General features: G+C 53.3%; 24 protein-coding genes. 8 read left to right on the top strand and 16 right to left on the bottom strand.

The window, feature by feature from the left end; all coding sequences use genetic code 11:
* Positions 1-36: 36 nt before the first annotated feature.
* Positions 37-417 carry a winged helix DNA-binding protein gene (locus HQ50_RS06195; RefSeq protein WP_196246896.1) on the top strand — a complete coding sequence of 127 codons (381 nt, stop codon included), beginning with the start codon at positions 37-39 and terminating at the stop codon, positions 415-417.
* Between the two features lie 58 nt (positions 418-475).
* On the opposite strand, the gene HQ50_RS06200 is transcribed toward HQ50_RS06195, so the two are convergent.
* The 6 genes from HQ50_RS06200 to HQ50_RS06225 all read right to left on the bottom strand — a co-directional run bounded on the left by HQ50_RS06200 (position 476) and on the right by HQ50_RS06225 (position 8,073).
* On the bottom strand, positions 476-1,258 hold the full coding sequence (locus tag HQ50_RS06200) for a 3'-5' exonuclease (protein WP_039429111.1): 783 nt from the start codon (positions 1,256-1,258) through the stop codon (positions 476-478).
* Positions 1,258-3,027, bottom strand: a complete 1,770-nt coding sequence (locus tag HQ50_RS06205) for a bifunctional UDP-sugar hydrolase/5'-nucleotidase (protein WP_039429114.1) — start codon at positions 3,025-3,027, stop codon at positions 1,258-1,260. The genes HQ50_RS06200 and HQ50_RS06205 overlap by 1 nt, the downstream gene beginning before the upstream one ends.
* 28 nt (positions 3,028-3,055) lie before the next feature.
* On the bottom strand, positions 3,056-5,098 hold the full coding sequence (gene metG, locus HQ50_RS06210) for a methionine--tRNA ligase (protein ID WP_039429115.1): 2,043 nt from the start codon (positions 5,096-5,098) through the stop codon (positions 3,056-3,058).
* 582 nt (positions 5,099-5,680) lie between these two features.
* Positions 5,681-6,289: a YigZ family protein gene (locus tag HQ50_RS06215; RefSeq protein WP_039429121.1), complete on the bottom strand. Its 609-nt coding sequence runs from the start codon at positions 6,287-6,289 to the stop codon at positions 5,681-5,683.
* 3 nt (positions 6,290-6,292) lie between these two features.
* Positions 6,293-6,841, bottom strand: a complete 549-nt coding sequence (locus HQ50_RS06220; RefSeq protein WP_039429122.1) for a DUF4924 family protein — start codon at positions 6,839-6,841, stop codon at positions 6,293-6,295.
* A complete protein-coding gene (locus HQ50_RS06225) occupies positions 6,838-8,073 on the bottom strand; it encodes a nucleotide pyrophosphatase/phosphodiesterase family protein (protein WP_018965254.1) in 1,236 nt (411 codons plus the stop codon). The genes HQ50_RS06220 and HQ50_RS06225 overlap by 4 nt, the downstream gene beginning before the upstream one ends.
* An 885-nt stretch (positions 8,074-8,958) precedes the next feature.
* Between HQ50_RS06225 and hemH the strand changes: the two genes are divergently transcribed.
* The 3 genes from hemH to HQ50_RS06245 are packed head-to-tail and all read left to right on the top strand — an operon-like array spanning position 8,959 to position 12,143.
* Positions 8,959-9,996 (top strand): ferrochelatase, encoded by a 1,038-nt coding sequence (gene hemH, locus HQ50_RS06235; protein WP_039429145.1) that lies wholly within the window; start codon positions 8,959-8,961, stop codon positions 9,994-9,996.
* Positions 9,997-10,003: 7 nt separating this feature from the next.
* Positions 10,004-10,978, top strand: a complete 975-nt coding sequence (locus HQ50_RS06240; RefSeq protein WP_039429147.1) for a lipopolysaccharide kinase InaA family protein — start codon at positions 10,004-10,006, stop codon at positions 10,976-10,978.
* A 16-nt stretch (positions 10,979-10,994) separates the two neighbouring features.
* Positions 10,995-12,143 (top strand): glycosyltransferase family 1 protein, encoded by a 1,149-nt coding sequence (locus HQ50_RS06245; RefSeq protein ID WP_039429149.1) that lies wholly within the window; start codon positions 10,995-10,997, stop codon positions 12,141-12,143.
* A gap of 138 nt (positions 12,144-12,281) precedes the next feature.
* Here HQ50_RS06245 and gpmA read toward each other — a convergent pair whose 3' ends face one another.
* Both gpmA and HQ50_RS12140 read right to left on the bottom strand, forming a co-directional pair.
* Positions 12,282-13,028 carry a 2,3-diphosphoglycerate-dependent phosphoglycerate mutase gene (gpmA, locus tag HQ50_RS06250; RefSeq protein ID WP_005875265.1) on the bottom strand — a complete coding sequence of 249 codons (747 nt, stop codon included), beginning with the start codon at positions 13,026-13,028 and terminating at the stop codon, positions 12,282-12,284.
* Positions 13,029-13,041: 13 nt separating this feature from the next.
* Positions 13,042-13,221: a hypothetical protein gene (locus HQ50_RS12140; RefSeq protein WP_369794173.1), complete on the bottom strand. Its 180-nt coding sequence runs from the start codon at positions 13,219-13,221 to the stop codon at positions 13,042-13,044.
* Positions 13,222-13,263: 42 nt separating this feature from the next.
* On the opposite strand from HQ50_RS12140, the gene HQ50_RS12145 reads away from it, so the two are divergent.
* Entirely contained in the window at positions 13,264-13,353 is a 90-nt protein-coding gene (locus HQ50_RS12145; protein ID WP_235317943.1) for a hypothetical protein, read from the top strand.
* Here HQ50_RS12145 and HQ50_RS06260 read toward each other — a convergent pair.
* Genes HQ50_RS06260 through rsmA form a run of 4 tightly spaced genes read right to left on the bottom strand, consistent with a single transcriptional unit; the run spans position 13,312 to position 18,306 of the window.
* The gene (locus tag HQ50_RS06260) at positions 13,312-14,622 is read right to left on the bottom strand and encodes a hypothetical protein (protein ID WP_039429151.1); all 1,311 of its coding nucleotides are present in this window, start codon (positions 14,620-14,622) and stop codon (positions 13,312-13,314) included. The genes HQ50_RS12145 and HQ50_RS06260 overlap by 42 nt on opposite strands.
* Positions 14,619-16,124 (bottom strand): polysaccharide biosynthesis C-terminal domain-containing protein, encoded by a 1,506-nt coding sequence (locus tag HQ50_RS06265; protein ID WP_039429154.1) that lies wholly within the window; start codon positions 16,122-16,124, stop codon positions 14,619-14,621. The genes HQ50_RS06260 and HQ50_RS06265 overlap by 4 nt, the downstream gene beginning before the upstream one ends.
* 20 nt (positions 16,125-16,144) lie before the next feature.
* Positions 16,145-17,497 (bottom strand): magnesium transporter, encoded by a 1,353-nt coding sequence (gene mgtE / locus HQ50_RS06270; protein ID WP_039429157.1) that lies wholly within the window; start codon positions 17,495-17,497, stop codon positions 16,145-16,147.
* 32 nt (positions 17,498-17,529) lie between these two features.
* Positions 17,530-18,306, bottom strand: a complete 777-nt coding sequence (gene rsmA, locus HQ50_RS06275; protein WP_039429158.1) for a 16S rRNA (adenine(1518)-N(6)/adenine(1519)-N(6))-dimethyltransferase RsmA — start codon at positions 18,304-18,306, stop codon at positions 17,530-17,532.
* A 130-nt stretch (positions 18,307-18,436) separates the two neighbouring features.
* On the opposite strand from rsmA, the gene HQ50_RS06280 reads away from it, so the two are divergent.
* The 3 genes from HQ50_RS06280 (at position 18,437) to fabD (ending at position 21,959) form a co-directional block, all read left to right on the top strand.
* The gene (locus HQ50_RS06280; RefSeq protein ID WP_052074900.1) at positions 18,437-19,486 is read left to right on the top strand and encodes a lysylphosphatidylglycerol synthase transmembrane domain-containing protein; all 1,050 of its coding nucleotides are present in this window, start codon (positions 18,437-18,439) and stop codon (positions 19,484-19,486) included.
* Positions 19,487-19,516: 30 nt separating this feature from the next.
* Positions 19,517-20,971, top strand: coding sequence for an aminoacyl-histidine dipeptidase (locus tag HQ50_RS06285; RefSeq protein ID WP_039426933.1), 1,455 nt, complete (start codon positions 19,517-19,519; stop codon positions 20,969-20,971).
* A 106-nt stretch (positions 20,972-21,077) separates the two neighbouring features.
* A complete protein-coding gene (gene fabD / locus HQ50_RS06290) occupies positions 21,078-21,959 on the top strand; it encodes an ACP S-malonyltransferase (protein WP_004583782.1) in 882 nt (293 codons plus the stop codon).
* Positions 21,960-22,141: 182 nt separating this feature from the next.
* On the opposite strand, the gene HQ50_RS06295 is transcribed toward fabD, so the two are convergent.
* The 4 genes from HQ50_RS06295 to HQ50_RS06310 are packed head-to-tail and all read right to left on the bottom strand — an operon-like array spanning position 22,142 to position 25,888.
* Complete coding sequence (locus HQ50_RS06295; protein WP_039429159.1) at positions 22,142-23,488, bottom strand: lytic transglycosylase domain-containing protein; 1,347 nt, start codon at positions 23,486-23,488, stop codon at positions 22,142-22,144.
* A gap of 18 nt (positions 23,489-23,506) precedes the next feature.
* A complete protein-coding gene (locus tag HQ50_RS06300) occupies positions 23,507-24,214 on the bottom strand; it encodes a DUF5683 domain-containing protein (RefSeq protein ID WP_039429160.1) in 708 nt (235 codons plus the stop codon).
* A gap of 19 nt (positions 24,215-24,233) precedes the next feature.
* The gene (locus tag HQ50_RS06305; protein ID WP_039429163.1) at positions 24,234-25,103 is read right to left on the bottom strand and encodes a ParB/RepB/Spo0J family partition protein; all 870 of its coding nucleotides are present in this window, start codon (positions 25,101-25,103) and stop codon (positions 24,234-24,236) included.
* A gap of 8 nt (positions 25,104-25,111) precedes the next feature.
* The gene (locus tag HQ50_RS06310) at positions 25,112-25,888 is read right to left on the bottom strand and encodes a ParA family protein (protein ID WP_018965238.1); all 777 of its coding nucleotides are present in this window, start codon (positions 25,886-25,888) and stop codon (positions 25,112-25,114) included.
* Positions 25,889-25,895: the final 7 nt, after the last annotated feature.

Raw genomic sequence — 25,895 nt, forward strand, 5'->3', positions numbered from 1 at the left:
CAGTAACAATCAATCGAGGCTACGGCCTTCCAGCCGATGGAAAATGTAGAGTGTATCTGTACGATGAAGAAGCTGATGGTCGCCATCCGAGAATTGGAATCCAATCTTTTGGATTCCACCGGATGCGATCTCAATCAGGCCATGCTCCTGTGCGTGATAGCCGACGATTCGCTATCAGCGTCCGAAATAGCTGCACAAATAGGCGTATTGCCGGCCCAAAATTCCAAGCTGCTTGCGGCAGCAGAAGACAGGGGGTGGGTCATGCGCAGGCTGGGACATGACGACAAGCGAAAGATTTATTTCAATCTGACAGAAGAAGGTCGAAGGCAATTGGAAAAGGTGAAAGCACTGAACATCGATGTACCGGATCTGATCCGCCCCATACTGGATTCATCCGAAAACGAAAGGAGGGAGTAAACTCTCCCTCCTTCTTTTTTTAGCTTTGCTCAAATTGCGCACGCACCAATCGGGGATCTTACTCCAACGAGGGCGTGGTCGGATTCATCCGACGCAGACATGCTCCTACGAGACGTATATCGTTCCGCACCTTCTCGCGATAGGTCGTCCTAACTCCCGGCAATCCGAAATAGAGGGCACCGAACAGCTCGGTCAGGCGTGGCAGCTTCCACGTTCCACAGCTCCCGTACAAGTGGGTAAAATCGACTCCCGCCTCCATCGTACAATAATCATCAAGGGAGAACAAGGGAGACGGATCTAATCCCCTCCGTCTCATATCATAGACCAGAACGGAACGGTGAAAGGCCAGATTGTGGGCAGACAGTACTTTTGCTTTCGATACAGCCCCAAGCAAACGTGCGTACACCTCATGCGGATCATCGCCGTGTAGCGAAGCATCCGCGATGCCGTGCAGAGCTGCAGCCTCGGGTGAAACCGGTTCGTCAGTGGACAGCCGGCAAACGACCTCCTCTATACATCTGAAACGAAAGTCCAGCAACTGCCAGCCGACCGATACAGGTGCCGGCGCATCCGCTCCGGCCATGAACTGCGTTTCGTCCGCAGGCAATCCGGTCGTCTCCGTATCGATAACGAGAAAACAAAGACGGCTATCCGCAGCAGCAGGCACAGGCACCAACAAATGTGAGGCATCGGCATCGATAATTCCCTCGCGGCGAAATTGATCCGAAGAGCCTTCAGACGGCAAGTTGTCAGCCTGCCATGGATCTTTCGGCTTCCATAACGTCATAAAAGCCATGCCTGCGATCAGCACAAGCAGGGCCACAGCCATCCACAGCGTCATCAAGTAGTTTTCTTTCTCTTACCGAAGAGAAACTCCCGATCGCGTGCGATCGCTTCCTTGACCGATCCTGCCGGCACAAATTGCCAATCGCAAACAGGAGGCACCTCTACCCTACCGGTGCGGCGCACATAGCGAATCAGTGCTTGGCGGATATCCACGGCTGTAGAGTTTTGGAGACGAGTGCGCAACTCTTCAGGCGCAATACCTGCCCCTTCCGTCATCAGTCCGCCCCCACCGTTGGCTCGATATGAATTGAGAGCCACCGTGTATACACTATCAAGTGCAAAGGGCTTGTATACCCCATCGCCGGACATCTTGTCCCTCACTCCCGTGATGAGCACTCTCTCCCCTATCGGTTTGGTCACATCTACGGTATAGCGCAGTCCTCCCGCCGCACTGAAGTTGAAGGAAGGATACATCGTTTTGAAGCGGTCGGAAGCAACGACATCCTTTTTCAGCAGGATGAGATGACCATTCTGCCGAGTCGGATCCGCCACCCATCGGGAATAGGAAAACTCCAAATAGTCACGTATTTCGCGGCCCGTCATTTGCATCGTGCAAAGAAAATTCTCGTACGGATAGATGGCGAACATGTGGTACATATAGATCGAATCCGCCGGCAAATCCGTATTGGTGGAGAGAGGAGCTGCAAATGATATATCCGCGCCGGACTCGCTCAGCATCACATGATGAATCAGATCCATGAAAGGAGATGGGCCGAACAGAGCGTCAGCAGAGCTTATTTCGGTGGAGGAAACACACATAGGCTCGTTCACAAACCGGCGAACGGCAGCTTCATCGAAGGAGAAATGCGCCATAAAGGCCGAATCGGGAGTAAGCCGCGATATGTTCGTCAAGCCACCTTCCACTCTTTTGTGCAATACCTTGTCCCCTTTGCGGGTGAGACTGAGCCACACATCGGACACTTTGTCCAAATGATTAGCCGGATTCAGTACGAGAACGGAGTCGGCTCCGGCTCCTTTGACCCTCCGGCTGTACTCCTGATGATCATGTCCCAGCAACAATACATCTATGCCTGCCACTTCGCGGGCGAGGGTCATACCGGCGTCTTCGAGGTAGTTCGCATTGTCGTTCTCCCTACCGGAATGCAGTACGCAGACGACAAAGTCCGGTTTTTCCTCTTGGATCACAAACGGCACCCAGTACTTGGCCGATTCGATTATATCGTCGAATCGCATCCCCGTCCACAGGCTTTGTGGCAGCCACTCAGGAATAGCCGGAGTGATAAAGCCCAACAGAGCCACCCTCAGTCTGTCACGATCGAAAACCGTATAAGGAGCCCAATACGGCTTGTTAGTCTCTGTGTTGATAGCATTCGCTGCTAAGAAAGGGAAGTCACAGCCGGCTACCCATTTATCATAGACGTCATGGCCGGTCTCGATGTCGTGATTGCCCGGTATGGCGGCATCATAGCGCAGGAAGTTCATCGCACGGGAGAAGAGATGAGTACCCGTCGTGTCCATGTAATTATAATAGTAGGCCGTAGGATCGCCCTGCAATACATCGCCACCATCGAAGAGCAGCAGCTCCGATCCGTCCGATCGGGCAGCTTTCAGAAAGGAAGCCAAGCGCGACATTCCACCCGAAGTCGGCCTTAAAGCTTTGAAATCAGTGGGGAACACATTCCCGTGAAGATCCGTAGTGTGGATAATGCGAAGGGAATGCTGCTGCCTGCTTGCACATCCACCGAGGAGAAACACCGCCAGCGGAAGCAGGACGGAAAGTAAACCGAGAAGTCTCTTCTTCATACCGTACGATCTGTAGTACCTCTAAAATCTATTTCACCTGACTACCGGCGGCAACTCCTGCTGCCGGCACAATGACTCTGAGCGATCCGTCCGCATCCTCTGCCGAAAGGATCATGCCCTCGGACTCAATGCCTTTCAGCTTGCGTGGGGGTAAATTGGCGATGAAGCATACCTGCTTGCCTACCAGCTCTTCCGGAGCATAGTGTTTAGCAATACCCGAAACGATCGTCCGGCCACCCAGACCATCATTGATACGAAAACGCAAGAGCTTGTCCGCCTTGGGTACTTTCTCGCACTCCAATACGGTACCCACACGGATGTCCAGCTTGAGAAAGTCCTCGAACGCAATGTCTTCGGCTATCGGAGCAGCCTGATGGGCAGCCTTTTCGTTGGCCAGCTTGGTAGCCTGCAATTTCTGAATCTGTGCATCTATCACACTGTCCTCCAGCTTTTCGAACAGCAATTCGGGAGTGCCCAAGACATGACCTTCGGGCAAGAGATCCGTACTACCCAAACGATCCCAGCCGAAAGGACAGTCGGTGGAGAGCATAGACATGAGCTTTGCCGAGGAGAAAGGCAGGAACGGTTCGAAGGCGATAGCCAGGTTGGCCGTTATCTGCAGGGACAGATTGAGAATCGTAGCCACACGGTTCAGATCCGTTTTTGCCAGCTTCCAAGGTTCCGTATCGGCCAGATATTTATTGCCTATACGAGCCAGATTCATCGCTTCTTTCAGAGCTTCGCGAAAGTGGAACGTATCCAGCTGATGCTCCAAGGCCTGCTTCACGGCTGCAAACTCCTCTATCGTACGGCTGTCGTAATCCGTCAGCTCGCCTTTGGCCGGCACAGCACCACCGAAATACTTATGAGTAAGGACCAATGCCCGGTTCACGAAATTGCCGAATATGGCTACCAGTTCATTGTTGTTGCGAGCCTGAAAGTCGCGCCACGTGAAGTCGTTGTCCTTCGTTTCGGGAGCGTTGGCCGTGAGCACATAGCGCAGGACATCCTGCTTGCCCGGGAACTCTTCGAGGTATTCATGCAGCCAGACAGCCCAGTTCCGACTGGTGGAAATCTTATCTCCTTCGAGGTTGAGAAACTCGTTGGCAGGCACATTGTCAGGCAGGATAAACGAACCTTCGGCACGGAGCATGGCCGGAAAAACGATACAGTGGAATACGATATTGTCCTTACCGATAAAATGAACGAGACGGGTATCTTCCGACTTCCACCAAGTCTCCCAACTATCGGGACACAGCTCTTTGGTATTGGAGATATAGCCGATCGGAGCATCGAACCACACATACAGCACCTTTCCTTCGGCACCCTCCACCGGCACAGGGATACCCCAGTCCAAATCGCGACTCACGGCACGGGGTTGCAGCCCCATATCCAGCCAACTCTTGCACTGGCCGTAGACGTTGCTCTTCCACTCCTTATGTCCATCGAGGATCCACTCTTTCAGGAAAGGCTCGTGCTTGTCCAGAGGCAGATACCAGTGTTTCGTCTCGCGCAGCACGGGAGCACTGCCGGATATCGTACTGCGGGGATTGATCAGGTCAGTGGCATTGAGCGAGGTACCGCAGGCTTCGCACTGGTCGCCATAAGCCCGATCGTTGCTACAGTGCGGACAAGTACCGGTGATATAGCGGTCGGCCAGGAATTGTTTGGCTTCTTCGTCATAATACTGCTCGCTCGTCTGCTCCACGAACTCACCCTTTTCATACAAGGTCTTGAAGAACTCGCTTGCCGTACGGCGATGCATATCGCTTGTCGTACGTGAGTATATATCGAAGGAGATACCCAGCCCCTCGAACGATTGCTTGATCTGTTCGTGGTAACGGTCTACGACCTCCTGCGGAGAGCATCCCTCGGCCTTGGCTTTCAGGGCGATGGGTACGCCATGCTCATCCGATCCGCCGATCAGCAGGCAGTCTCTGCCACGCAGGCGCAGATAGCGTGCATATATATCGGCCGGGACGTAGACGCCGGCCAGGTGTCCGATATGTACAGGCCCATTGGCATACGGAAGGGCCGTGGTGATAAGAGTTCGTTTGAATTGTTTATCCATTATTGTTCAGATTGTTTTTTCGTATCTAATTGCTGCAAAGATAATGATTTGACCACCGTTGATAATTGTCCGAAAGTCTCAATGCTACCGATGCCGCCACGAAGATCAGAATTAGAAAGAAGCCATACGGCGACACTATTTGTATTAGAGCGGCATTCATATCCTGCTTTTTTGTTCCGACTCAGTGCTATTTCCTTCTTGATTCGCCTCTCCCCTCTTTGAGCTTCTTACGTTCCAAAAAATGATCACGCACGGAGCGAAAAAACGTGGCGCGAGATTTTTTCACTTCTCGCGCCAAAAGAAAAAATTTCTCGAACCAAAATGAGATTTTTTAGGCGCGAGTTTTTCAGAAAACACGAACCGCAATTTGTCCGTTTTACGCTCGAAAAGCTCAATTTGCCCTTTCTCGACAAACAGACTTTTCCCAACGGTTGAGAAAAGAGTCGGATGGTGAAGTAGTAACCGGAGGCAACAGGCAGAAGTTCTGCTACGCATAAAACAGCTACCACACAAGTGCTTTCGGAATGAAGTGCATCTGTAGTCGGTTTTATATGCTCTCTTCGGTTCGGAAAAGGGAGTGGATCAATCTTCGTCTTGGAGGAGGGTGACGCCGTAGATGGATGAGAGGCGATTCCTGAGGATGGCAGCATCGTTGCCGCGGAGGCTGACGGTAAGCCTGCAATTCTCGGCAAAATCCTGTGAGCGGATAGAGGCTCCGGCATCTTTCGCCAGTCGCATCACTTCGCCCAGCAAAGGATACTCGAAGGCGATGGTCAGTTCTTCATACAGGATCTCTTCTTTTCGGTCGGCTGCTTCGAGAGCTTCGCGAGCTGCTTCGCGATAGGCAACGATAAGACCGCTCGTGCCCAACTTGACACCTCCGAAGTAGCGTACCACGGCAACGAATACCTGCGTAAGCCCCAGCGATGTGATCTGACCGAGGATGGGTTTGCCGGCAGTCCCCGACGGTTCTCCATCGTCATTGGATCGGGTACGTTCGCCTTTGGCTCCCAGCTTGTACGCCCAGCATACATGGCGCGCATCGAAGTAGCGGCGGCGCAGATCGGCCACAAGCGAAAGTGCCTCCTCTTCCGAATTCACGGGATAGGCGAAAGCCAGGAAGCGGCTGCGCTTCTCCGTGTACTGCGCTTCCGAGGGAGCACCGATCGTGAAGTAGGAATCTTCGGCCATGGTTCAGAGAAGAGCCTCTTCCGCTCCCTGCTCTTGGGCAGCAAACTTTTCGGACAGGACGGAGAGGAGCGTACTCATTTGTTTGATACTGGCGAGCGTCTCTTCGCTCACTTCCTTTTTTTGCAGGCGCAGGGTCAGCAGACCGTATATGGCAGTCAGGCAAGTCTCTATCTCTCCCGTATTGCTGCCTGCGCTCTTGGCTCTAAGCTGTACGATGGCAGGGAGCACCTGATAGTAAAGTCCTTGATAAATCATCTCTTTGGGGTCTGACATCAGCCGGGTATGGATCTCTTCCATTTGCATGATGGCTATGCGGACGATATTGATATGCCCCTGCTCGCGAACGCCCTCGGTCAGCATCATCTCCACCAGCTCGGTATACCAGCGGTCTATCTCGGCGGTCGTCTCCGTATCTTGTCGGTATTGGGCGATGACAGTGGTGCGAAGCCGCTGCATATCCAGTTCGTTGGCACGTATGAGATCCTCTATCTGCCACATGTAGAGGACGTACTCGGCGATATTGTTGCGCCGTTTTTCCCTTGCTATGATCATAGTCGTTGGTCTCGGATGAGGTCGTTCAGCAACGTTTCGTCTGCGTCATTGGGTGCAGGCTCTATGCCCAACAGTCTGCATATCAGCGGATAGATGGTGATATTCGGCAGATTTTCCACCCTGCTGCCCGGACGAAAACCGGGTCCCACAGCCCGGAGTAAAGCCCTCATTTCCGGTGCTTGGTTGTCATAGCCATGTGCCGCTCCCGGACGAACGTCTTCGTCTACTGAGAAAAACACGGTGGAGCCTATGTCCGGGATTACGACCAGTTCGCCCAAGCGTGGATTGGTACCGCAGTGCAGGCGCGCAGGCACATCCCCTTTGCGGTAAACCGATATATGAGGAATGGTCCGCAGGATCTCATAGGCTCGCTCGGTATAGGAGGGCTTCGGGTACAAGTGGGTGAAGGCTCCGGTGGCCATGTAGAGGAAGCTGTCCGCAGGCAGATGATGCGCCAGATTGACGCATTTCTCATTTTCGTATGTAGCCATACCATGATCGGATACTATGATGAAGTCGGTCTGAGCGGCTATGGGAAGAGACTCCAACCGTTTGCGGAAATAGCCGACCACACTGTCCAGCCGCTCTACCATAGCCAGTGTCAGCGGGCTTTCGGGCGTTTGAGAATGGCCGATCATATCCGGCTCCTCGATGTACCACATGAGCAAGCGCGGTCGCTCCTTTTCGGGCAGACTGAGCCACGCGATGACGGAGTCGGCACGGTTACGAAACGGAACGGTGGAGGAGAATTTTTTCCACCGCCACGGCCGAAGCCCATTTACAGCCGTCTCGGATCCTACCCAAAAGTAGACACCGGCACGGATGCCTTGGCGTGCGGCCGTATTCCAAACCGGCTCACCGCCCCAGAATCCGGGAGTCTCCACGGCTTTTCGGTCGGATATACGAAAAACGCCCAGAACCGAATCCACAAACTCATTGGCTACGATGCCGTGATGGTCGGGGTAAAGCCCCGTAGCCATGCTGTAATGATTGGGAAACGTAAGCGAGGGGAAGCATGGCCGGAGCGACCCGCTCAATCCTTCCTGCGCCATCCGATCCAACTCCGGTGTATGTGCCCGATCGGTATAGTCCGGCCGGAAGCCGTCCAAAGACAGGACCACGACGTACCGTTCCGATTGCTTAGGTGTTTGTCTGGCTGTCCGGCAACCGACATAAGAGAAGGCAAGAAGCAGAAACAGGATGAAAGGAAATAGAGGTAAATGCTGTCTCATTTTTATAAAAATCTTTCGATTTGATACGGCCAAAGGTAAGGGATTCCTCTTTTACTACCGTAAGCAGATCGGTTTTTGAGCCGATGATTTTCACATGTCATCGGGAGTGCAAAAATCACAGGCATACCCACAGCCGACCCTTCCGACCTCTCCAAGAGCAGCACGACAGACTTTTTTGGTCGGGAAAATGCCATTGTTCGGCGTGCAAACCTGCAAGTCGCACACGAAATTCGTTCCCGCAATTTGCGGGAAAGCATCTCCGAGCCGAAAACCCTCGCCGCAACTTGCGGGACGACAAGTTCGCGACAAAAAAGCTCCCCGCAACTTGAGGGAAGCTTTTTCGGGTCAAAGATGTATTCCCGCAAGTTGCGGCGACCTTTTTGGTCGGGAAAGTGTCATTGTCCGCCGGGGAATCTGCATTTCGGCTCTGCAATGCAGATTGTTCGGCGTGCAAACCTGCAAATCGGACACGAAATTCGCTGCTCCGACTTGGAGGACGACAAGTCCGCGCCGAAAAACCTTCCTCCAACTTGGAGCATGACAAAGTTGCACCGCAATTGCTCCCTCCAAGTTGGAGGGTGACAAGTCCACACCGAAAAAGCTTCCTCCACCTTGGAGCGACCTTTTTCGGCTCCGCGATGCAGATTTCCTGTCGGACATTCCCTCTTTTGCCGAAAGTACCCGTATATCCTAATTCGGAGAGAGACTCTCGCACGGCATTTTCGTCGGATCCTTTTGCAGCAGAGTCGATCCCTTTATTCATTGCACATCCGAGCTTCGGCCAATATGACTTCCTTACTCCGTTAATGCTCACATTCATTTAGGGAATGGGATCGGAAAAATAAGGGACGCGAACGGAATCTTACCTATCTTCGTCCTGAAATTATGGCAGATAGTAGAAGAACCGATGACAATAAAGGTGCGGAAGAGGTGGTATTGCTGCTGAATATCGGCTCGCCGGACAGCCCTGAGGTGAAGGACGTGGCGCGCTACCTCAATTCTTTTCTGACCGACAGGAGGATCATCACTTTGCCTTTTCTCCTGAGACAGCTGCTCGTACGAGGCATTATCACTCCTTTCAGAAAGAAAAGTTCGGCTCGCAAGTATCGGACTGTTTGGGACGAAGCCTCCCGATCTTTCCCCCTCTTGTCGCATACGAAAGCCATAGCCCGAGCACTGGCACATACGGGCAGAGAAGTCCACATAGCCATGCGCTACGGCAAGCCGGCTGTGGCCGATGTACTGAAGGAGCTGCCGCGCGATCGAAGTCTCGTCGTCCTTCCGCTCTTCCCACACTATGCCATGAGCAGCTACGAGACGGCCGTGGAGCACTGCAAGGCCGAAATCCGCCGCCTTTGTCCGGATCTTTCCTTCCGCATCGTGCAGCCTTTCTACGCACACGAAGCCTATATTCGTACCCTTGCCGATAACATCCGGCCCTATCTGACGAAGCCTTTCGACAAGCTCGTGCTTTCCTATCACGGTATCCCCTACGATCATTTGGACAAGACCACCCGACAGGCTTTAGACCTCCGGCATCCCGAAGGGTGTTGCACGGAGGAGGATCCTACGGCAAGCGTCTGCTACCGCCATCAGACATACAGGACAACGGCACTGATCCGCGAGGCGCTCGGCTTGAACGAAGAGCAGGTAGAACAAGTATTCCAGTCTCGCGTAGGCCATACCGAATGGCTGCGTCCCTATTTGATCGAACGGCTGTCCACGTGGCCGCAAGAGGGAACCAAACGTATCCTCATAGCCTGCCCCTCCTTCGTATGCGACTGTCTGGAGACTCTCGAAGAAGTAGCCGATCACGGACAAAGCATTTTCAAAAAAGCCGGAGGCACGGACTTTACCTACATTCCCTGTCTCAATAGCGAAGCCCACTGGATCGATGCGCTCCGAACCATCTTGAAAGAGTAATTACAGCATGCTCAGTTATCATACCGATATACCGACAGACCTGCCCCTCCTGAAGCAAGCCGTCGAAGCCATCCGCCGGGAAGAATCCGGCGGTGCCGTACCCGATACCGATCCTCCGAGGGTGATATACGAGGCGCGCAACCGGCTCTACGCCATCCGTACCGCACAGGGAGAGCAGGTGGTGAAGAGCTTCCGGATCCCTATTGCCATCCAGCGCGTCGTCTACTCATTTTTCCGTCCGTCGAAGGCAGCCCGCTCTTATCGCAACGCCATACGGCTGGAGCGGTGCGGCATCGGTACTCCGCGGCCGTTGGGCTATGCTATCGAGAGCGAAAAAGGGCTTCTGCGCAGGAGCTATTACGTCTGCGAGAGCATGCACGACTGTCGGGATATTCGTCTCTCCATGCAGGGCGTGGAAGGAGGCGGGGCATTGCTCCGTGCGCTGGCCGGATTCATCGCCCGAATGCACCGAGCAGGCATTCATCACATCGATTTGTCGCCGGGCAACGTACTGTATCGGACAGACGAGAAAGGCGAGTATTCGTTCTACCTCATAGACCTGAACCGGATGAAGTTCTACGACAAGCCGATTGAGGGACGGAAAGCCTATGCCAATTTTGCACGTCTGAGCTTTTGTCCGGCAGTGAGCAAGCAGCTTGCCGAATTTTATGCAGAGGCGCAGGACTTGAATACGGACGGAGTGGTCCAAGGGGTACAAAGCGAATCGGATCGGTTCTTCCGCAGCAAAGTCCGCAAGTATGCTCGCAAGGCATTGGTGCGCGAACAAAAGCGAATGAGCCGCTCCGCTTTCCGTCGGGCATATATCCGCTATCGCTCGGTACGCCTTATCCGAAAACTCACGGGCTGCACCCGTCTCTTCCGTATCGAGAACGATCTGTACACATCCTATCTTGAAGTGGGCGACCTGCGCCATACACTGAAAAGAGCCGAAGGATATTCCTCGCCGAAAAACGTTCAATAAGAAAAAAGGAAACCGAATGAATCGTATAGCTTTTGATGCCAAGAGAATCACATCCAACGCCACCGGGCTGGGCAATTACAGCCGCTTCGTGGTCGAAGCTTTGGCCGCCTTTCACCCCGAACACCGCTACTACCTCTGTTCTCCCGGGAAGGGCAATCCGGCTCTGTACTCCGCCTTGCAGCAACGCGAGGATATAGAATGGCTGCTTCCCGAAGGGCGACGTATGGGAGGAACGTTTTGGCGCAACTTCGGCGTGGTGCCCCGACTGCAAAAAGAGGGCATCGATCTCTTCCACGGTCTGAGCCACGAATTGCCACTCGGTATATACGGCAAGGGTATCGCCACGGTGGTAACGATCCACGACTTGATCTTCATTCGCTATCCCCACTATTATAAGCCTGTGGACAAGCTGCTCTATCGGCTCAAATACAGCCATGCTGCCCGTCGTGCCGACAGGGTGATAGCGATAAGCGAACAGACCAAGCGCGATGTGATGGAGTTTTTCCACGTGCCTGCCGATCGGATCGATGTCGTCTATCAGGGTTGTTCGCCGGCCTTCGGACAGGCTACCGAGGAGGATGAGTCGAGAGCGAGGGAGCGATATGCTTTGCCTGAGCGTTACCTGCTCTATGTGGGAAGCATCGAGACGAGGAAGAACCTCCGACTGGCCGTGGAGGCTCTGGCACACTGTCGCGACCGGCATATTCGGCTCGTCGCTGTAGGGAAGCGCACGCCGTACTGTGCGGAGGTGCAGCAGTGTGCAGAGCGATCAGGTGTGGCAGACCGGCTCGTCATGCTGCACGATGTCCCGTTTGCCTTCCTGCCGGGCATCTATCGCGGAGCAGAGGTATTCGTCTATCCTTCGCGCTTCGAGGGCTTCGGTATCCCGATTGTCGAAGCCTTGGCTTCGGGTGTGCCGGTCGTTGCGGCCACGGGTTCGTGTCTGGAAGAAGCCGGAGGCCCTTCGTCCCTGTACACCGACCCCGACGATGCGGAAATGATGGCATCCATGCTGGACAGCATCCTCTCCGACAGCTCTCTGCGCGAGAAGATGATAGCCGACGGGCGTGCCTATATAGAGCGTTTCTCACCCGAAGCCGTAGCCCAATCCCTGATATGTGTGTATGACAAGGTCTTGCAGGAGAAAGCGCCCCGGAGCAAATAACATCTGCGGCAACCGAGCAAAAAAGATGAAATGAAAAGAGAGCGTTGCACCGCTAACAGTCGTGCAACGCTCTCTTCTTATTTTTTTCTCCTTGCCCTCTGTCGAAAAGCAGAATAGGCAAGGGCCGGCGATGGGGGGTTATTTCTTCTTGCCCTGATTGGCTACTGCCTCCATCAGCTTTTTGATCTCTTCGGGATCGCCGAGGAAATAGTCCTTCACCAGACGGAGATTGTCGTCAAATTCAAAAACGTAAGGCACGGCTGTCGGGAGGTTCAGGCTGATGATGTCTTCGTCCGAAATGTTTTTCAGCACCTTGATGATACCACGCAGACTGTTGCCGTGAGCCGCTACCAATACCTCGTCATGCTCCTTGAGTGTAGGGAATATGGTCTCGTTCCAGTAGGGGAGGATACGATTTACCGTGTCGCAGAGAGCTTCTGTCAGTGGCAGGTCTTTCTCGCACACACCTTTGTAGCGCGGATCCATGAACGGAGAGCGCGGATCCTCTTTCTCCATAGGCGTGGGGGGGACGTCGTAGCTGCGACGCCAGATGAGTACCTGTTCGTCTCCGTACTTCTCGGCAGTCTCGGCCTTGTTGAGGCCTTGCAGCATGCCGTAGTGCTTCTCGTTCAGACGCCAGGTCTTCTCCACCGGTATCCAATCCAAGTCCATTACGTCGAGGACACCGTTCAGGGTCTTGACGGCGCGTTTGAGATAGGAAGTATAAGCTTTGGTAAACTGAAAGCCTTCTTTCTTCATGAGCTCGCCGGCTTTCTTGGCTTCTTCAATACCTTTTTCGGACAAATCCACATCTGTCCATCCCGTAAAGCGGTTTTCCTTGTTCCACAAGCTCTCGCCGTGGCGAATCAATACTATTCTTTTCATAATTACACTGTAATCAAAGTCCGGTGCGAAAATAATGATTAAAGTTCAATGCCATACCTATGGCAAAAATAGCCGATACAAATAGAAGAAAAACGGCATCAAGGCGCAGAGCCATTCGGCCGATCAGGAAAAAACACGAGCCGAAAATTGCCCGAATCGCAAACCAAAAGCTGAAAGGAAGTGGCGTGAGAATTTTTTCGTTCTCGCGCGAGAATTTTTTCATTCCCGAACCAAAATGAAAAAGTTCCCGCACCACGTTTTCGGGCGTGGAGAAGCAAAAAATTTACGGACGAGATGTGAGCAAAGTGTCGATGATGACCTCTGAGGCAGTAGCCCCTCGGGGGGGAAGCAAATAGTCCCGAATGAAGGCACGACGCCTATCGGCTACGGGATCGGGTCTGCGCTCTGCTATCTTTTGTAGAAATGAATCGATGTCTTCCGCAGAATCTGCCATATCGTGCAACGCGAAGGCCTCTTGGGCGGCTCGGTTGAGCCCGTGAGGCAGGCGTCCGTTCTTCCGCATAAAGAGAGACGGACGCCCCACGATCTGATATTCCACGGTGAAAGCACTGCAATCATGCACGAGAGCCGAAGAGCGACAGAAGAGATCGACATAAGTTCCTTCGGCCAATTCGGCATGAGGCATATCTGTCCATTCCCGGTAGTACCGATCCGTTCGTTCGCGTCCCCACGAATCCAGAGCATAGAGTTTGGTCTTGAGTATCGGATGCGGCTTGAAAGCAAAGCGCAATCGGCCTTCGTACTTCCGTGCCAATCGGAGGAAGGTATCCGCATAATCGAGGAAATTGGACAGGCTATATCCCCAAGGTTCTATCGAATGGTGCGGAGCGATGATTACGAGGGGTAGCTCTTCATTATTTTTCTCCGTTCGATCCCTCATTTCGGAGGAGAAAGCATCGAACAAAGGTGCTCCGCTGACCACTCCGTTGCGTCCCTTCGCGCGCGAGAGTCGCGAGTAGATGCGAAGGTCTTCTTCCGAAACTAAAAAATAGTACCCCAAAAGATTGTGAAACAGGAGGTCGTACCAGTCAGGATATTCTTCGAGGGGATAGCCATACAGGCTATAGCAAGTGAGTATATCGGGGAAGGCCCTCTGGCGAAGGGGTGGCGGCAACTGGATGTCGTAAGGTGTGGTATAGAAAATGTAATCCGGTGCAAATTCTGCCCGGATGTCTCTCACCTCTCCATTGTCCCGACAAGCCGGCTGCGGATCGAAGCCTTTGGCTTGAAAGTGGGCAAGTGTCTTTTGCAGGAGTTCGCCCCGTTCGCCGGCCGGCAGATTGTTCGCCGGACAAACGATGAGTACAGGCCGAACGCGCGGATGCCGGAGCATGGCAGCAAACAGGGCATCGTATTTCCACATGGAGTCGTACACGGCAAGGAATACGACATTGATGGTTTCCTTGTCGCATAGTTTCTTTTTTAGCTCGTCGTTGCGCTGCTGTGCTTCGCGAATGAGCCGAGGCTCTACCGTTAGGCGGCGCAGGTGGCGTTTCCCCTCTGTGATGACGTACTGCATCCGTTTGGGAGCGAGGGCATAAAGACGAGATGTGAATCGGCGGAGGAGGTTCATCGGCGACGGAAGTATTTGTCTACGGCTCTATTGAACTCGGGAGACAGGCGCATGGCATAGACAGCAACGAGTGCTCCCACTCCGATAGGGATGGAACGGAGGGGTATGTCGATCCAGGGAGAATCAACATGAGGGATCAAGGCATTGGCACCAAAAAGGAGGGCGAAGAGAGCCAACAGACGGAAAAGGGCCGGAGAAAAGGGCGAAGCATGCAGCTTCCGGCTGATCATAAACTGCTGTACGCCATAGCTCAGCAGTGTGGTCAGGAGCGTAGCGATGGCTGCTCCGTTGATGCCCAAAACGGGGATCAGCCACAGATTGGTGAGCACGGCCAGGATGGTGACGAGGAAAGTATAGTAAAGATTCCAGTGATAATACTTGGAACAGCTCACAATGGGATTGCCATAGTTCAGCGTGATTTCGATCATCTTAGCGATCCCCAAAAAGAAAACCACGTATTTGCCGGCGGCATAGAGGTGACCGTTCGGAAGGATGGAGAAGATGCTGTCGATATTGAACCAAATAAGCAAGAAGATAAGGCCGCCGGAAAGAAGCTGATGCAGCGAGACGCGCTTGAAGAGTTCGTCGGCTTTGACCAGATCGTTCCGTTTCATGGCATCGGCCATCAGGGGAGAAGAGACGCTGAGCAGGGATCTGGAGGGTATTTCCACCACGGCTACCATATAGAAAGCGATAGAGAAAATACCACCCGAATCCAATCCGCCCTTGTCCAGAGAGCTGACCATGAAGAGATCCAAGCGGCTGCTGAGCTTGCTGCCTATACTGGCTACGACATAGAAGAGGGTGTAGCGGAGAAAATTGCGCTTCAGCTCCGGTGTCAGAAAGCCCCGATTGTGACGGAGATTGATCTTGCCGATTCGCCGGATATAAGCCAACATCAACAGCATACATGCGGCGTAGGCGGCAATAAATATGGCGATGAAAACCTCCAGACCGACCCATCGGAAAGCATACAGCAGATAAACGACGATCAGCATTAGCCTGAGCACTACCTCGCGGATCAGCTTCGGCACGGCTATCCGCATCAGTTGTGTGGCATAGAGTTCGAAGACAGACCAAAAGAGCATGAAGACGAACAAGGGAACGATGCTATAGTAAAAGTCCACCAGCTCGGGGCTATTGCGGCTGAACATGGTCACAAAGGGGCCTTTGGCCAGCAGCATCAAAAGGGTCATAAGCACTCCTCCGACGAGGGCTACCGCCATCATATAGTAGAAGTAACCATTGTCCCGAACTCCATCGGGGGAGGCTTCTCCGCTCTCGCTATGGAAGTAGGGGTAGAACCGGAAGGCAGAGGAGTTGAGCCCGAGAAGCGCAAAGCTGCTGATCAGCGTAGCGGCTTCGACTATATTGCGAGTAAGACCGACTTCCTTGGGGGTCAAGAACTCGGTGATAATAAGGAAGGTGGTCAGGAAGCCGATGAAAGCCCCTGCATAGCTGACGAGGGTTCCTTTGATACTCTGGCGTTCGACAATCCCCATAGCTCGCGTCCTGTCCGAAATTACAAAGCCTGAGCAAGCAGCGTAGCTACAAGCATATAGATCATCATCCCGATGAGGTCATTCGTAATGGTGATGAAGGGGCCGGTGGCTATGGCCGGGTCTATCTTCAATCGATCCAGCAGCATCGGCACCATGGTGCCGAATATGCTGGCGAACAATACGACGGAAAAGAGGCTGATGGAGACGGCGGACATGACGAGGACGTCACCGAGGAAAAAATAGTTGAACAGGAAGACGACAAGGCTGATGATAGAGGCATTGATCAGGGCTACGACGACTTCCTTGGCTATTAGAGTCCAGAGTTTGGCCTGCTTCAGGCTGTTGTTTGCCAGTCCCTGCACCACGATGGCCGAAGACTGGATGCCCACATTACCGCCGGTGCCACCGATGAGGGGAATGAAGAGGGCCATCTTGGGATTGGCGGCAAAGAGGGAGTCGAATCCTCCCAGGAGGATGGAGTTGGCCAATCCTCCTGCCATACCGATGAGAAGCCACGGCAGACGTGCTGCGGTCTGCATATAGACCTTATCCGAAGCTTCGATGTCGTGCGAAATACCCGAAGCCAGCTGGTAGTCGCGTTCGTGCTGTTCGCGGATTTCGTCGATCACATCGTCGATGGTGATCCGGCCCACCAAACGACCGATACTGTCCACCACCGGCAGAGCTACGAGGTCGTACTTCTCTATCTTCTCCGCGACTTCTTCGATCGGGTCATTGTCTTTGACGGAGATAGGCTCGGTCTTCATCACATACTTGATCTTCGAGGCGGAAGGGCTGGTGATCAGTTTCTTCAGCGGCAGCACCCCTTTGAGCCGTTCTTCATCGTCGATGACATAGACGTAGTATATCTCGTCCACATCTTCTGCCTGCAAGCGCATCTCTTCGATACACTTGGGCATACTCCAGTTCTCATTGACAGTGATCATCTCGGTACCCATGAGGCTACCGGCTGTGTCGTCTTCGTACTTGAGCAGATCGATAATATCTCCGGCCTGCTCTATATCGGTCACCTGACTGAGAATCTCGTCTTGCTGGTCTTCGTCCAGCTCACGAATCAGCTCGGCCGCATCGTCGGTCTCCATATTGCCGACAAATTTTCCGGCGATGGTCTCGGAAGGAATCCTTTCGAGTACCTTGTTTCGCTCATCCTCATCCAGCTCCAAGAGCACGAGACCGGCTTTCTCTCCATCGAGCAGGAGGTAGAGGTAGACTGCCTCGTCCAGATCCAGCTCGTCATAGAGATCCGCAATATCCTCGGGGTGGAGCTTGCTCATCAGGTCGAGAGCATCCGCATCGCGCTTTTGGTCGATGATCTGGCGAAGATTGTGAAGATATTCTTTCGTGAAGTCCATAAGAATTCGTTGATCAGGGGGAAATGAAAATGCTATTGCTGCAACAAGAGCGTAAGTGCGACGAAATCATCCGGAGACAACTGCTCCGGTCGCTTCGAGAAAACAGGATCGTCGAAACGATCGAATCCGACCGGCAGGATACCGCGAAGAGAGTTCCTGAGCGTTTTCCGGCGCTGTCCGAAAGCTGTTTTCACCACCGTCTTCAGTGCTTTTTCGCTACATGGGAGTTCCTTGCGGTCATTGCGTGTCAGACGTATTACGCCGCTCTGCACTTTGGGCGGAGGATCGAAAACGGAAGCGTCTACGGTGAAGAGGTATTCGATATTGTACCAAAGCTGCAATAACACGCTCAATATGCCATAATCCTTTTTCCCCGGAGGCGATGCCAGTCGCATAGCCACTTCGCGCTGGAGCATCCCCGAACAGCAAGGGATCTGCTCGCGAACGTCCAACAGACGGAAGAAAATCTGGCTGGAGATATTGTAGGGATAATTGCCTATCAGGCAGTATTGTCGTCCTTCGGGGAACAGCTCCGACAAAGGATAGTGCAGAAAATCGCCCTCTATGATCCGGTCGGAAAGCTCCGGGAACTCTTCTCGCAAATAGCTGACGGACTCTCCGTCGATCTCTATGACGCGAACATCATGCCCCTTGCGAAGCAAGAACTGCGTAAGCACTCCCATACCCGGCCCGATCTCCAATACAGGCAATGCTTTATGCTCGGAGAGGGTGTCGGCTATTCGCTCTGCAATACTCAGATCGCGGAGGAAGTGTTGCCCCAGTGCCTTCTTGGCTTTTACTCGCATCATGAAATATAAATTCTTTATATTTGCGTTGTTTAGAAAATGCTAAGGTACGATATTTTGATTGTTATTTTAATGGGATCGTACTAAGGGTAATCTAAATAGCAAAATGATTTGTCAAGATAAGAGCAACTAAATGACTAATAATATAGGGCAAGAAATAATGCCCGCGGATAAGTCTAACAGATGGAAATCAGTAGCTAAGGTCATTATTCCTCTCGCCATAGGCGGTCTGCTCCTCTGGTTGGTGTACCGCAAAATGGATTTCTCCGCCATTGGCAAGATCGTCCGCGACGGTGTCAATTACTACATCATAGCTTTCTCTCTCTTGTTCGGATTGGCTGCCAACTGTATACGCGGTCTGCGCTGGCAACTCCTCATAGAGCCTCTGGCTTCTCCTCATCCACGGAAAATCAATGCCATTCTGACTACTTTGGGCAATTACACGGTCAATATGGCTCTGCCCCGTGCCGGAGAATTTTGGCGATGCGCGGAAGAAAGCCGCTACGAGAAGATACCTTTCCCCCAGCTCCTCGGTACGCTCTTCATGGACAGGATCATGGACTTGGTGATGGTCGGACTCATTACATTGAGTATCATGATGGGCTTTCAGGGCTTTTTCTCCGCTTTCTTTGCTCGCAATCCACAGCTGACGCAAGGCTTTTTCACCATTTTCAGCTCCATCTGGCTATACGTTGCTGTCGTAGGTGTCGGGCTGCTTTTCTTCTTGCTCTATAAATACCTCTCACACGTAGGCCCCGTTCGCAAGATAGCAGCACTCATCGGTAGAATACTGGAGGGGCTTCGGTCTATCTGGCACATGGAGCACAAGTGGCTCTTCATCCTGTATTCCATCCTCTTGTGGGTAGGATATTTCTTTTACTTCTACACCACATTCTTCGCTTTCGACTTTACCCGATCGCTGGGCATGGGAGTGGGGCTGATCAGCTTTGCCATGAGCAGTATAGCCGTAGCCGTACCCGTACAGGGAGGGGTAGGGCCGTGGCACTTTATGGTCATTGCTTCTCTTGTGGCTTTCGGCGTGACGAAGGAGGATGCCGGAGCGTTTGCCTTGGTGGTACACACGACTCAAACCGTTTGGACTACGGCCGTCGGGTTCGTGGCTATCGGCTTGCTTCCTTTTGTCAATAAGAAATACGATCGCATAAAACAGTCAAACAATTAACAACAATCATCCAAAACGCTTTTCACAGTTATGTCAACAGAGATCAAAAACCTCAAACCACGAGCCGTCTGGGAGTACTTCTACGACCTGACACAAATACCTCGACCTACCGGACAGATGGACGAGGTGACCAAGTACGTATTCGACTTCGGCAAGAGACTTGGTCTGGAGACCGAGCAAGACGAGGTGGGCAATGTCATCATTCGCAAGCCGGCCACACCGGGCATGGAAAGCAGACCGATCGTGACCCTCCAATCGCACTTGGATATGGTGCCTCAAAAGAATTCGGACGTCGATCATGATTTCACCAAAGACCCCATCGATGCATATATCGACGGAGAGTGGGTGAAAGCTCGTGGCACTACTCTGGGAGCCGATAACGGTATCGGAGTGGCCTATGCCATGGCAGCTATGGCAGACTCTACTCTCAAGCATGGTCCGCTGGAAGCTCTCTTCACCATCAATGAAGAAGTGGGAATGGACGGTGCCAATGGTCTCAAGCCAGGGTTCTCTCGTGGCGACATCCTACTCAATATAGACTCGGAGGCTGAAGGCAAGCTCTTCGTAGGCTGTGCAGGAGGTATCGATGTCAATGCCACACTGGAATATAAGGAGGAAGAACTCGTTTCGGACGAAGAAATAGGTGTAAAGGTATCTTTGACAGGACTCAAAGGAGGACATTCGGGTGTCGATATTCACCTCGGACGAGCCAATGCCAACAAACTGATGTTCAGATTCCTGAAAGAAGCTGTAGGATTCTACGGTGCTCGCTTGGCATGGGTAGAGGGAGGATCGCTCCGCAATGCTATTCCACGCGAAGCATTTGCCGTTATCACCATTCAGGAAGAAGAGGCCGGAGCTGTATGGGAACTGGTATCCGACTATCAGGATTTGTTCCGTAAGGAGTTCAGCGGCATAGAGGAAAACATCAAGTTCGAGGCCAGTCGTATCGAATGCCCCCGAACGATTATTCCCGAAGAGATCCAGGACTGTCTGATCAATGCCGTGGAAGCCTGTGTCAATGGCCCGCAGTCGATGCTCCAAGACTTCCCCGGTACGGTAGAGTCTTCATCCAATCTGGCGTTGATCACGGCTAAGGAAGGGGCAATCTCCGCTCGTTTCCTGGTACGCAGCTCTTCCGAATCGCGCAAGATGTGGGTAGCATCGGCTATCGAGAGCGTTTTCTCTTTGGCAGGAGCACGAGTGGAATTCGACGCTTCGTACAATGGCTGGCAGCCTAATATCCAGTCGCATATCCTCGAGGTGATGAGTAACGTATTTGAAGAGTATTACGGCCAAAAGCCCGAAGTGCTGGTGATGCATGCCGGCTTGGAGTGCGGTATCATCCAAGGCGTAATGCCGGATATGGACATGATCTCGGTAGGCCCGGAACTCCAATCGCCGCACTCTCCGGACGAGAGGGTTCATATCGAATCCGTAGCTCGCACGTGGGAGGTGCTGGTGAAAGTACTGGAGCGGGTGTAGGCCGAATGTGGAGAAATCGTCCATCGTCTTTTGATGCTCGACTTTAACAGAATAGAGAGACTAATAGAATAATCGGAATCATAATCAAGACTATAACGAAACAGAGATGAAAGCATTTGTATTCCCCGGTCAGGGAGCACAGTTTGTAGGAATGGGAAAAGACCTGTACGAACAGAACCCCGAGGCCAAAGCATATTTTGAAAAAGCCAATGAGATATTAGGCTTTCGCATTACGGACATCCTCTTCAACGGCACGGCAGAGGAGCTGAAACAAACCAAAGTGACCCAGCCGGCGATCTTCCTTCACTCGGTGATTCTGGCCAAAACGATGGGCGAAGACTTCCGTCCCGATATGGTGGCAGGCCACTCGCTCGGAGAGTTTTCCGCATTGGTCGCAGCAGGTGCCATGACCTTCGAAGATGGTCTTCGCCTCGTATCGAAACGTGCCATGGCCATGCAGAAAGCATGCGAAGTACGCCCCTCGACTATGGCGGCTGTACTGGGTTTGCCTGACGAAAAGGTAGAAGAAATCTGTGCCCAAGTGACCGATGAAGTTGTCGTACCGGCCAACTACAACTGTCCGGGACAGATCGTTATATCCGGTTCGGTAGAAGGAGTGGACAGAGCTTGCGAGCTGCTCAAGGAAGCCGGAGCCAAGCGTGCTCTTAAGCTTGCTGTCGGTGGAGCATTCCATTCCCCTCTGATGGAACCGGCTCGTGAAGAGCTGGCAAAAGCCATCGAAGAGACTACGATCAGTCAGCCGATCTGCCCCATCTATCAGAATGTAACGGCTTCTGCTGTCACCGATCCGGCAGAGATCAAGAAGAACCTGATAGCACAGCTGACGGCACCGGTGCGCTGGACACAGAGTGTGCTGAATATGACTGCCGATGGAGCCGACCACTTTATGGAGTTAGGCCCCGGAAATGTATTGCAGGGTTTGGTGAAGAAGATTGCTCCTGAAGCGACAACGGAAGGACGCCAGTAACTGGATCATAAGACTTTCTAAAAGAAGCGGTGTGCCGAGATCGCCCGAACAGCGACTCAAGAGGCACACCGCTTTTCTATTGCCTACAGACTATACGACCGGCTTATTCTCCGGACTTTTCTTGTCATAAGCCTTGGAGAGTATAGACGGTTCGTGCTTATTCGGAAGAGGGTGGCGGAGGATTATTTCCTTCTGCGGGACTTTCGCTTGGCTCTGTACTTGCCCTTTTTCTTGGAGCCGGGGGACGAGCTTTTAGTGATTTGCAGCTTCTGACCGGGTTTGACGGAAGCCGACTTCAAGCCGTTTGCCTTCTGAATGGCTGCCACCGAGGTGCCGTAACGTTTGGCGATGGATGAGAGCGACTCGCCTCGTTTGACATTATGGAAGATGATGGTTCGTCCCGATCCTCCTGAGCGTTGTCCGCCTTGCTCAGGGAAATCCGATACGGAAACTTCCAAGTCGGGGGAATAAAGCGAATCGCGAACCTTGTCCAACTCCTTGATGGCAGTGACGGGAAGGCGTAGTCGGCACAGCTGGGTATTGCCGGGGATGATGCCCCTTCTGTATTGGGGATTGAGCAGCTGCAATTCGTCGTTGGTCACACCGGACAGGCGGCGAATGTGATCGAAGGATACTTGTCGGGACAACATGATCGTATCCGTAGCCAAGGGAACGCCTGTCTCTCCGGCACAGATCTCATGTTCGATATGGTAGTGCATGGCATAGTATGCACCGATGAAGAGCGGGATGTAGTTCCGCGTTTCGCGAGGAAGATAGGGATAGATCTCCCAGAAGTCGGTCTTGCCACCGGACTTTCGGATGGCTTTGTTCACATTGCCGAGTCCGCAGTTATAAGCTGCGATGCAGAGGAGCCAGTCGCGATAGAGGTCGTACATGTCCTTGAAGTAGCGGCAGGCAGCCTCTGTACTTTTCTGCAGATCGAGCCGTTCGTCGATGAGGCTGTTTATAGTGAGTCCGTATATCTTGCCCGTAGCCAGCATGAACTGCCAGATACCGGCTGCTCCGGCCGGTGATACTGCGGTAGGGTTGAGAGCCGACTCCACGATGGTCAGGTACTTCAGTTCGATCGGGAGGTTATGACGGTCGAGCGTCTCTTCGATCTGAGGGAAATACAGGTCGGCCAGCGAGAGCATATAGCGGACAAGGCGACGACGTTCCTCGGTGTAGAGCTTGATGCACTGCTTGACGGCAGGGTTGAATTGTATGGGTACGGCCGATGGCAGGGCGGAAAGCCTCCGGATGTACACGGAGTCCGGAGTATAAGGACCCGTATCGGAGTTGATGCACGGACGCTCGCCACGTTTTGTCTTGGTGGAATATCCTTTATGCCAAGTGCGGAGGAGTCTCTCCAAATCCTTGTCCAAGTCCGAAGAGGGTAGCAGACGACGGGCTGCATTGCGCACGTCCTGAGTAGAGTCCGCCGGAGTGTAACGACCTATGGCATAGGACGATCGGATCGGTAGAAAAGCCAGGAAGGCAATGAGGGCGGGGAGGAGATATTGTTTCATCCGGAGAGTAAGGGGAGGTCAAAAAGTGAGGCCGCAGCTAACTCCATAACGAAAAAGGCCGGACTTATCGTCTGTACCCACCGTCGGACTGAAATGAAAAGAGAGGTCGGGAGAGATGTTGAAGTCGAACAATTCGGCATCCACATAGGCATCCAGCATCGTCAGAAAGTAGACGCCGAGCGTAATGATGATACTCAAATCCCTGTTGCGACGGTAATACTCCGTGCCGCGTTTGAGTCGTGCTCTGAGCTGTTCGCTCTTGACGTAGTCGGCCGGATCGGCCCCGAAGGGAAGGAAGTTGTGCCAAGCCGTCTGCGAAGGATCGCCACTCATGAAGTCGGCATAGGCTTTACGATACTCGGTGTACGTCTTGTTGTTCCAGAGGATGGCATAGCCGCATCCCGTGAATGCACCCCATACGATCGGCAGCTTCCAATACTTGCGGTTGTAGATCTGACCTGCTCCGGGCAGGAGGGCCGAGTAGAGGAGTGCACGGGTGGAATTGGGTTTCCACGCCTTGGCTGTCAGGAGGTCGCGGGGAGATGCAGTAGCGGCCGGCAGGGAAGGCGTCTGCACTCGGAGCGTATCGGGGAGCTTCGTAGTCGCGGTATCGGCCGCACTCGTCGCCGGCCGTGCCAGACTGTCGGGCACGACGCTCTGTGCCGCTGCCTGAGAAAGACAAAGGCAGAGGAACAGGACGACAATTCTCCAACGACTTCCGGACATAACGGCTACGGTAAGAGGATTAGCGGATACGCTCGAGCAAGGCCATGATTCGCTCCAGCTCTTCTTCCGATGCGAAGGGAATGGTCAGCTTGCCTTTCCCCTTGGCGTCGCAGTCGAGCTTGACCTTCGTCCGGAAGAATCGGGACAACTGACCCGTGAGCAGGCGGTACTCTTCCGGCAGAGACTGCTTGGCCTTCTTCTGCTTGGCGGACGAATCGGCTCCCTCTTCGCGGTAACGCGCCGCCAGACTCTCCACGGCACGGACGCTGAGTCCCTGCCTGATGATCTCGGCATAGAGGGCAAGCTGATGCTCGGGATCGGGGATACTGAGCAAGGCGCGGGCATGCCCCATATCTATTTTCTTCTGAGTCAGACCTATCTGTATCTCGCCCGGGAGCTTGAGGAGACGCAGGTAGTTGCTGATCGTGGTGCGCTTCTTGCCCACGCGGGTGCTGAGTTCCTCCTGTGTGAGGTCGTAGGTCTCGATGAGCTTCTGATAGGCCAGAGAGATCTCGATGGCGTTGAGGTCTTCGCGCTGGATGTTTTCGATCAGTGCCATCTCCATCACATGTTCGTCCTCTTCCGTCTTGATGTATGCCGGCAGGGTGGTCATACCGGCCATTCGGGCTGCACGCCAGCGGCGTTCTCCGGAGATGATCATATAGTCGCCGGTGGACTTCTTCAGTAGTGTGATGGGCTGTACCAATCCTATCGAACGGAGGGAAGCGGCCAGTTCTTTCAGGGACTCTTCCTCGAAAGTCCGGCGCGGCTGATCGGGATTGGGGTATATATCGCTGATGGCCACTTCGCTGATGGACGAAGACCCTATGACCTCCGCATCGAGGAGGGAGTCCAGGCCACGACCGAGCGTTTTCTTCGTATGCTTCATAAGTAGAGTCAGGCTCCTTTCTGTTTGTGCTTTTTGATCAGCTCGGCCGCCAGCTGCATATGATTGACCGCTCCGCGGCTATCGGCATCGTACAGCAGTGCCGGGATACCGTGGCTGGGTGCCTCGCTTAGTTTGATGTTGCGCTGGATGACCGTATCGAAGACCAGATCGCGGAAGTGCTTCTTGACCTCTTCGTATATCTGATTGGCCAGTCGCAGGCGGCTGTCGTACATGGTCAAGAGGAAACCCTCTATCTCCAGTGTGGGATTGAGCTTGCCTTTGATAATGCGGATCGTATTGAGCAGCTTGCTGATCCCTTCGAGAGCGAAGTATTCGCACTGCACGGGGATGATGACGGAATGCGCCGCCACGAGCGAATTGACCGTGATAAGGCCCAGCGAGGGGGAGCAGTCGATGAGGACGTAGTCGTACCGATCGGCTATGCCGCGCAGCAGACGGTGCATCACTTTCTCGCGCTCCGGCAGGTTGAGCATCTCGATCTCTGCACCGACGAGGTCGATATGCGAAGGGATAATGTCCAGCCCGTCCACGGGAGTGGGCAGCACAGCTTCGGTCACCGGCAGATTGCACACGAGACATTCGTATATGGTGTTCTGCAGGGAAGCGATGTCCACGCCCAGTCCGGAGGAAGCATTGGCCTGCGGATCGGCATCGACCACCAATACTTTCTTCTCCAACGTAGCGAGCGAAGCTGCCAGATTGATAGTCGTTGTAGTCTTGCCTACACCGCCTTTCTGATTGGCCAGAGCGATTATTTTACCCATATTTCAA

This window comes from Porphyromonas sp. COT-052 OH4946, from assembly GCF_000765965.1.
Taxonomy (GTDB): Bacteria; Bacteroidota; Bacteroidia; order Bacteroidales; family Porphyromonadaceae; genus Porphyromonas; species Porphyromonas gulae.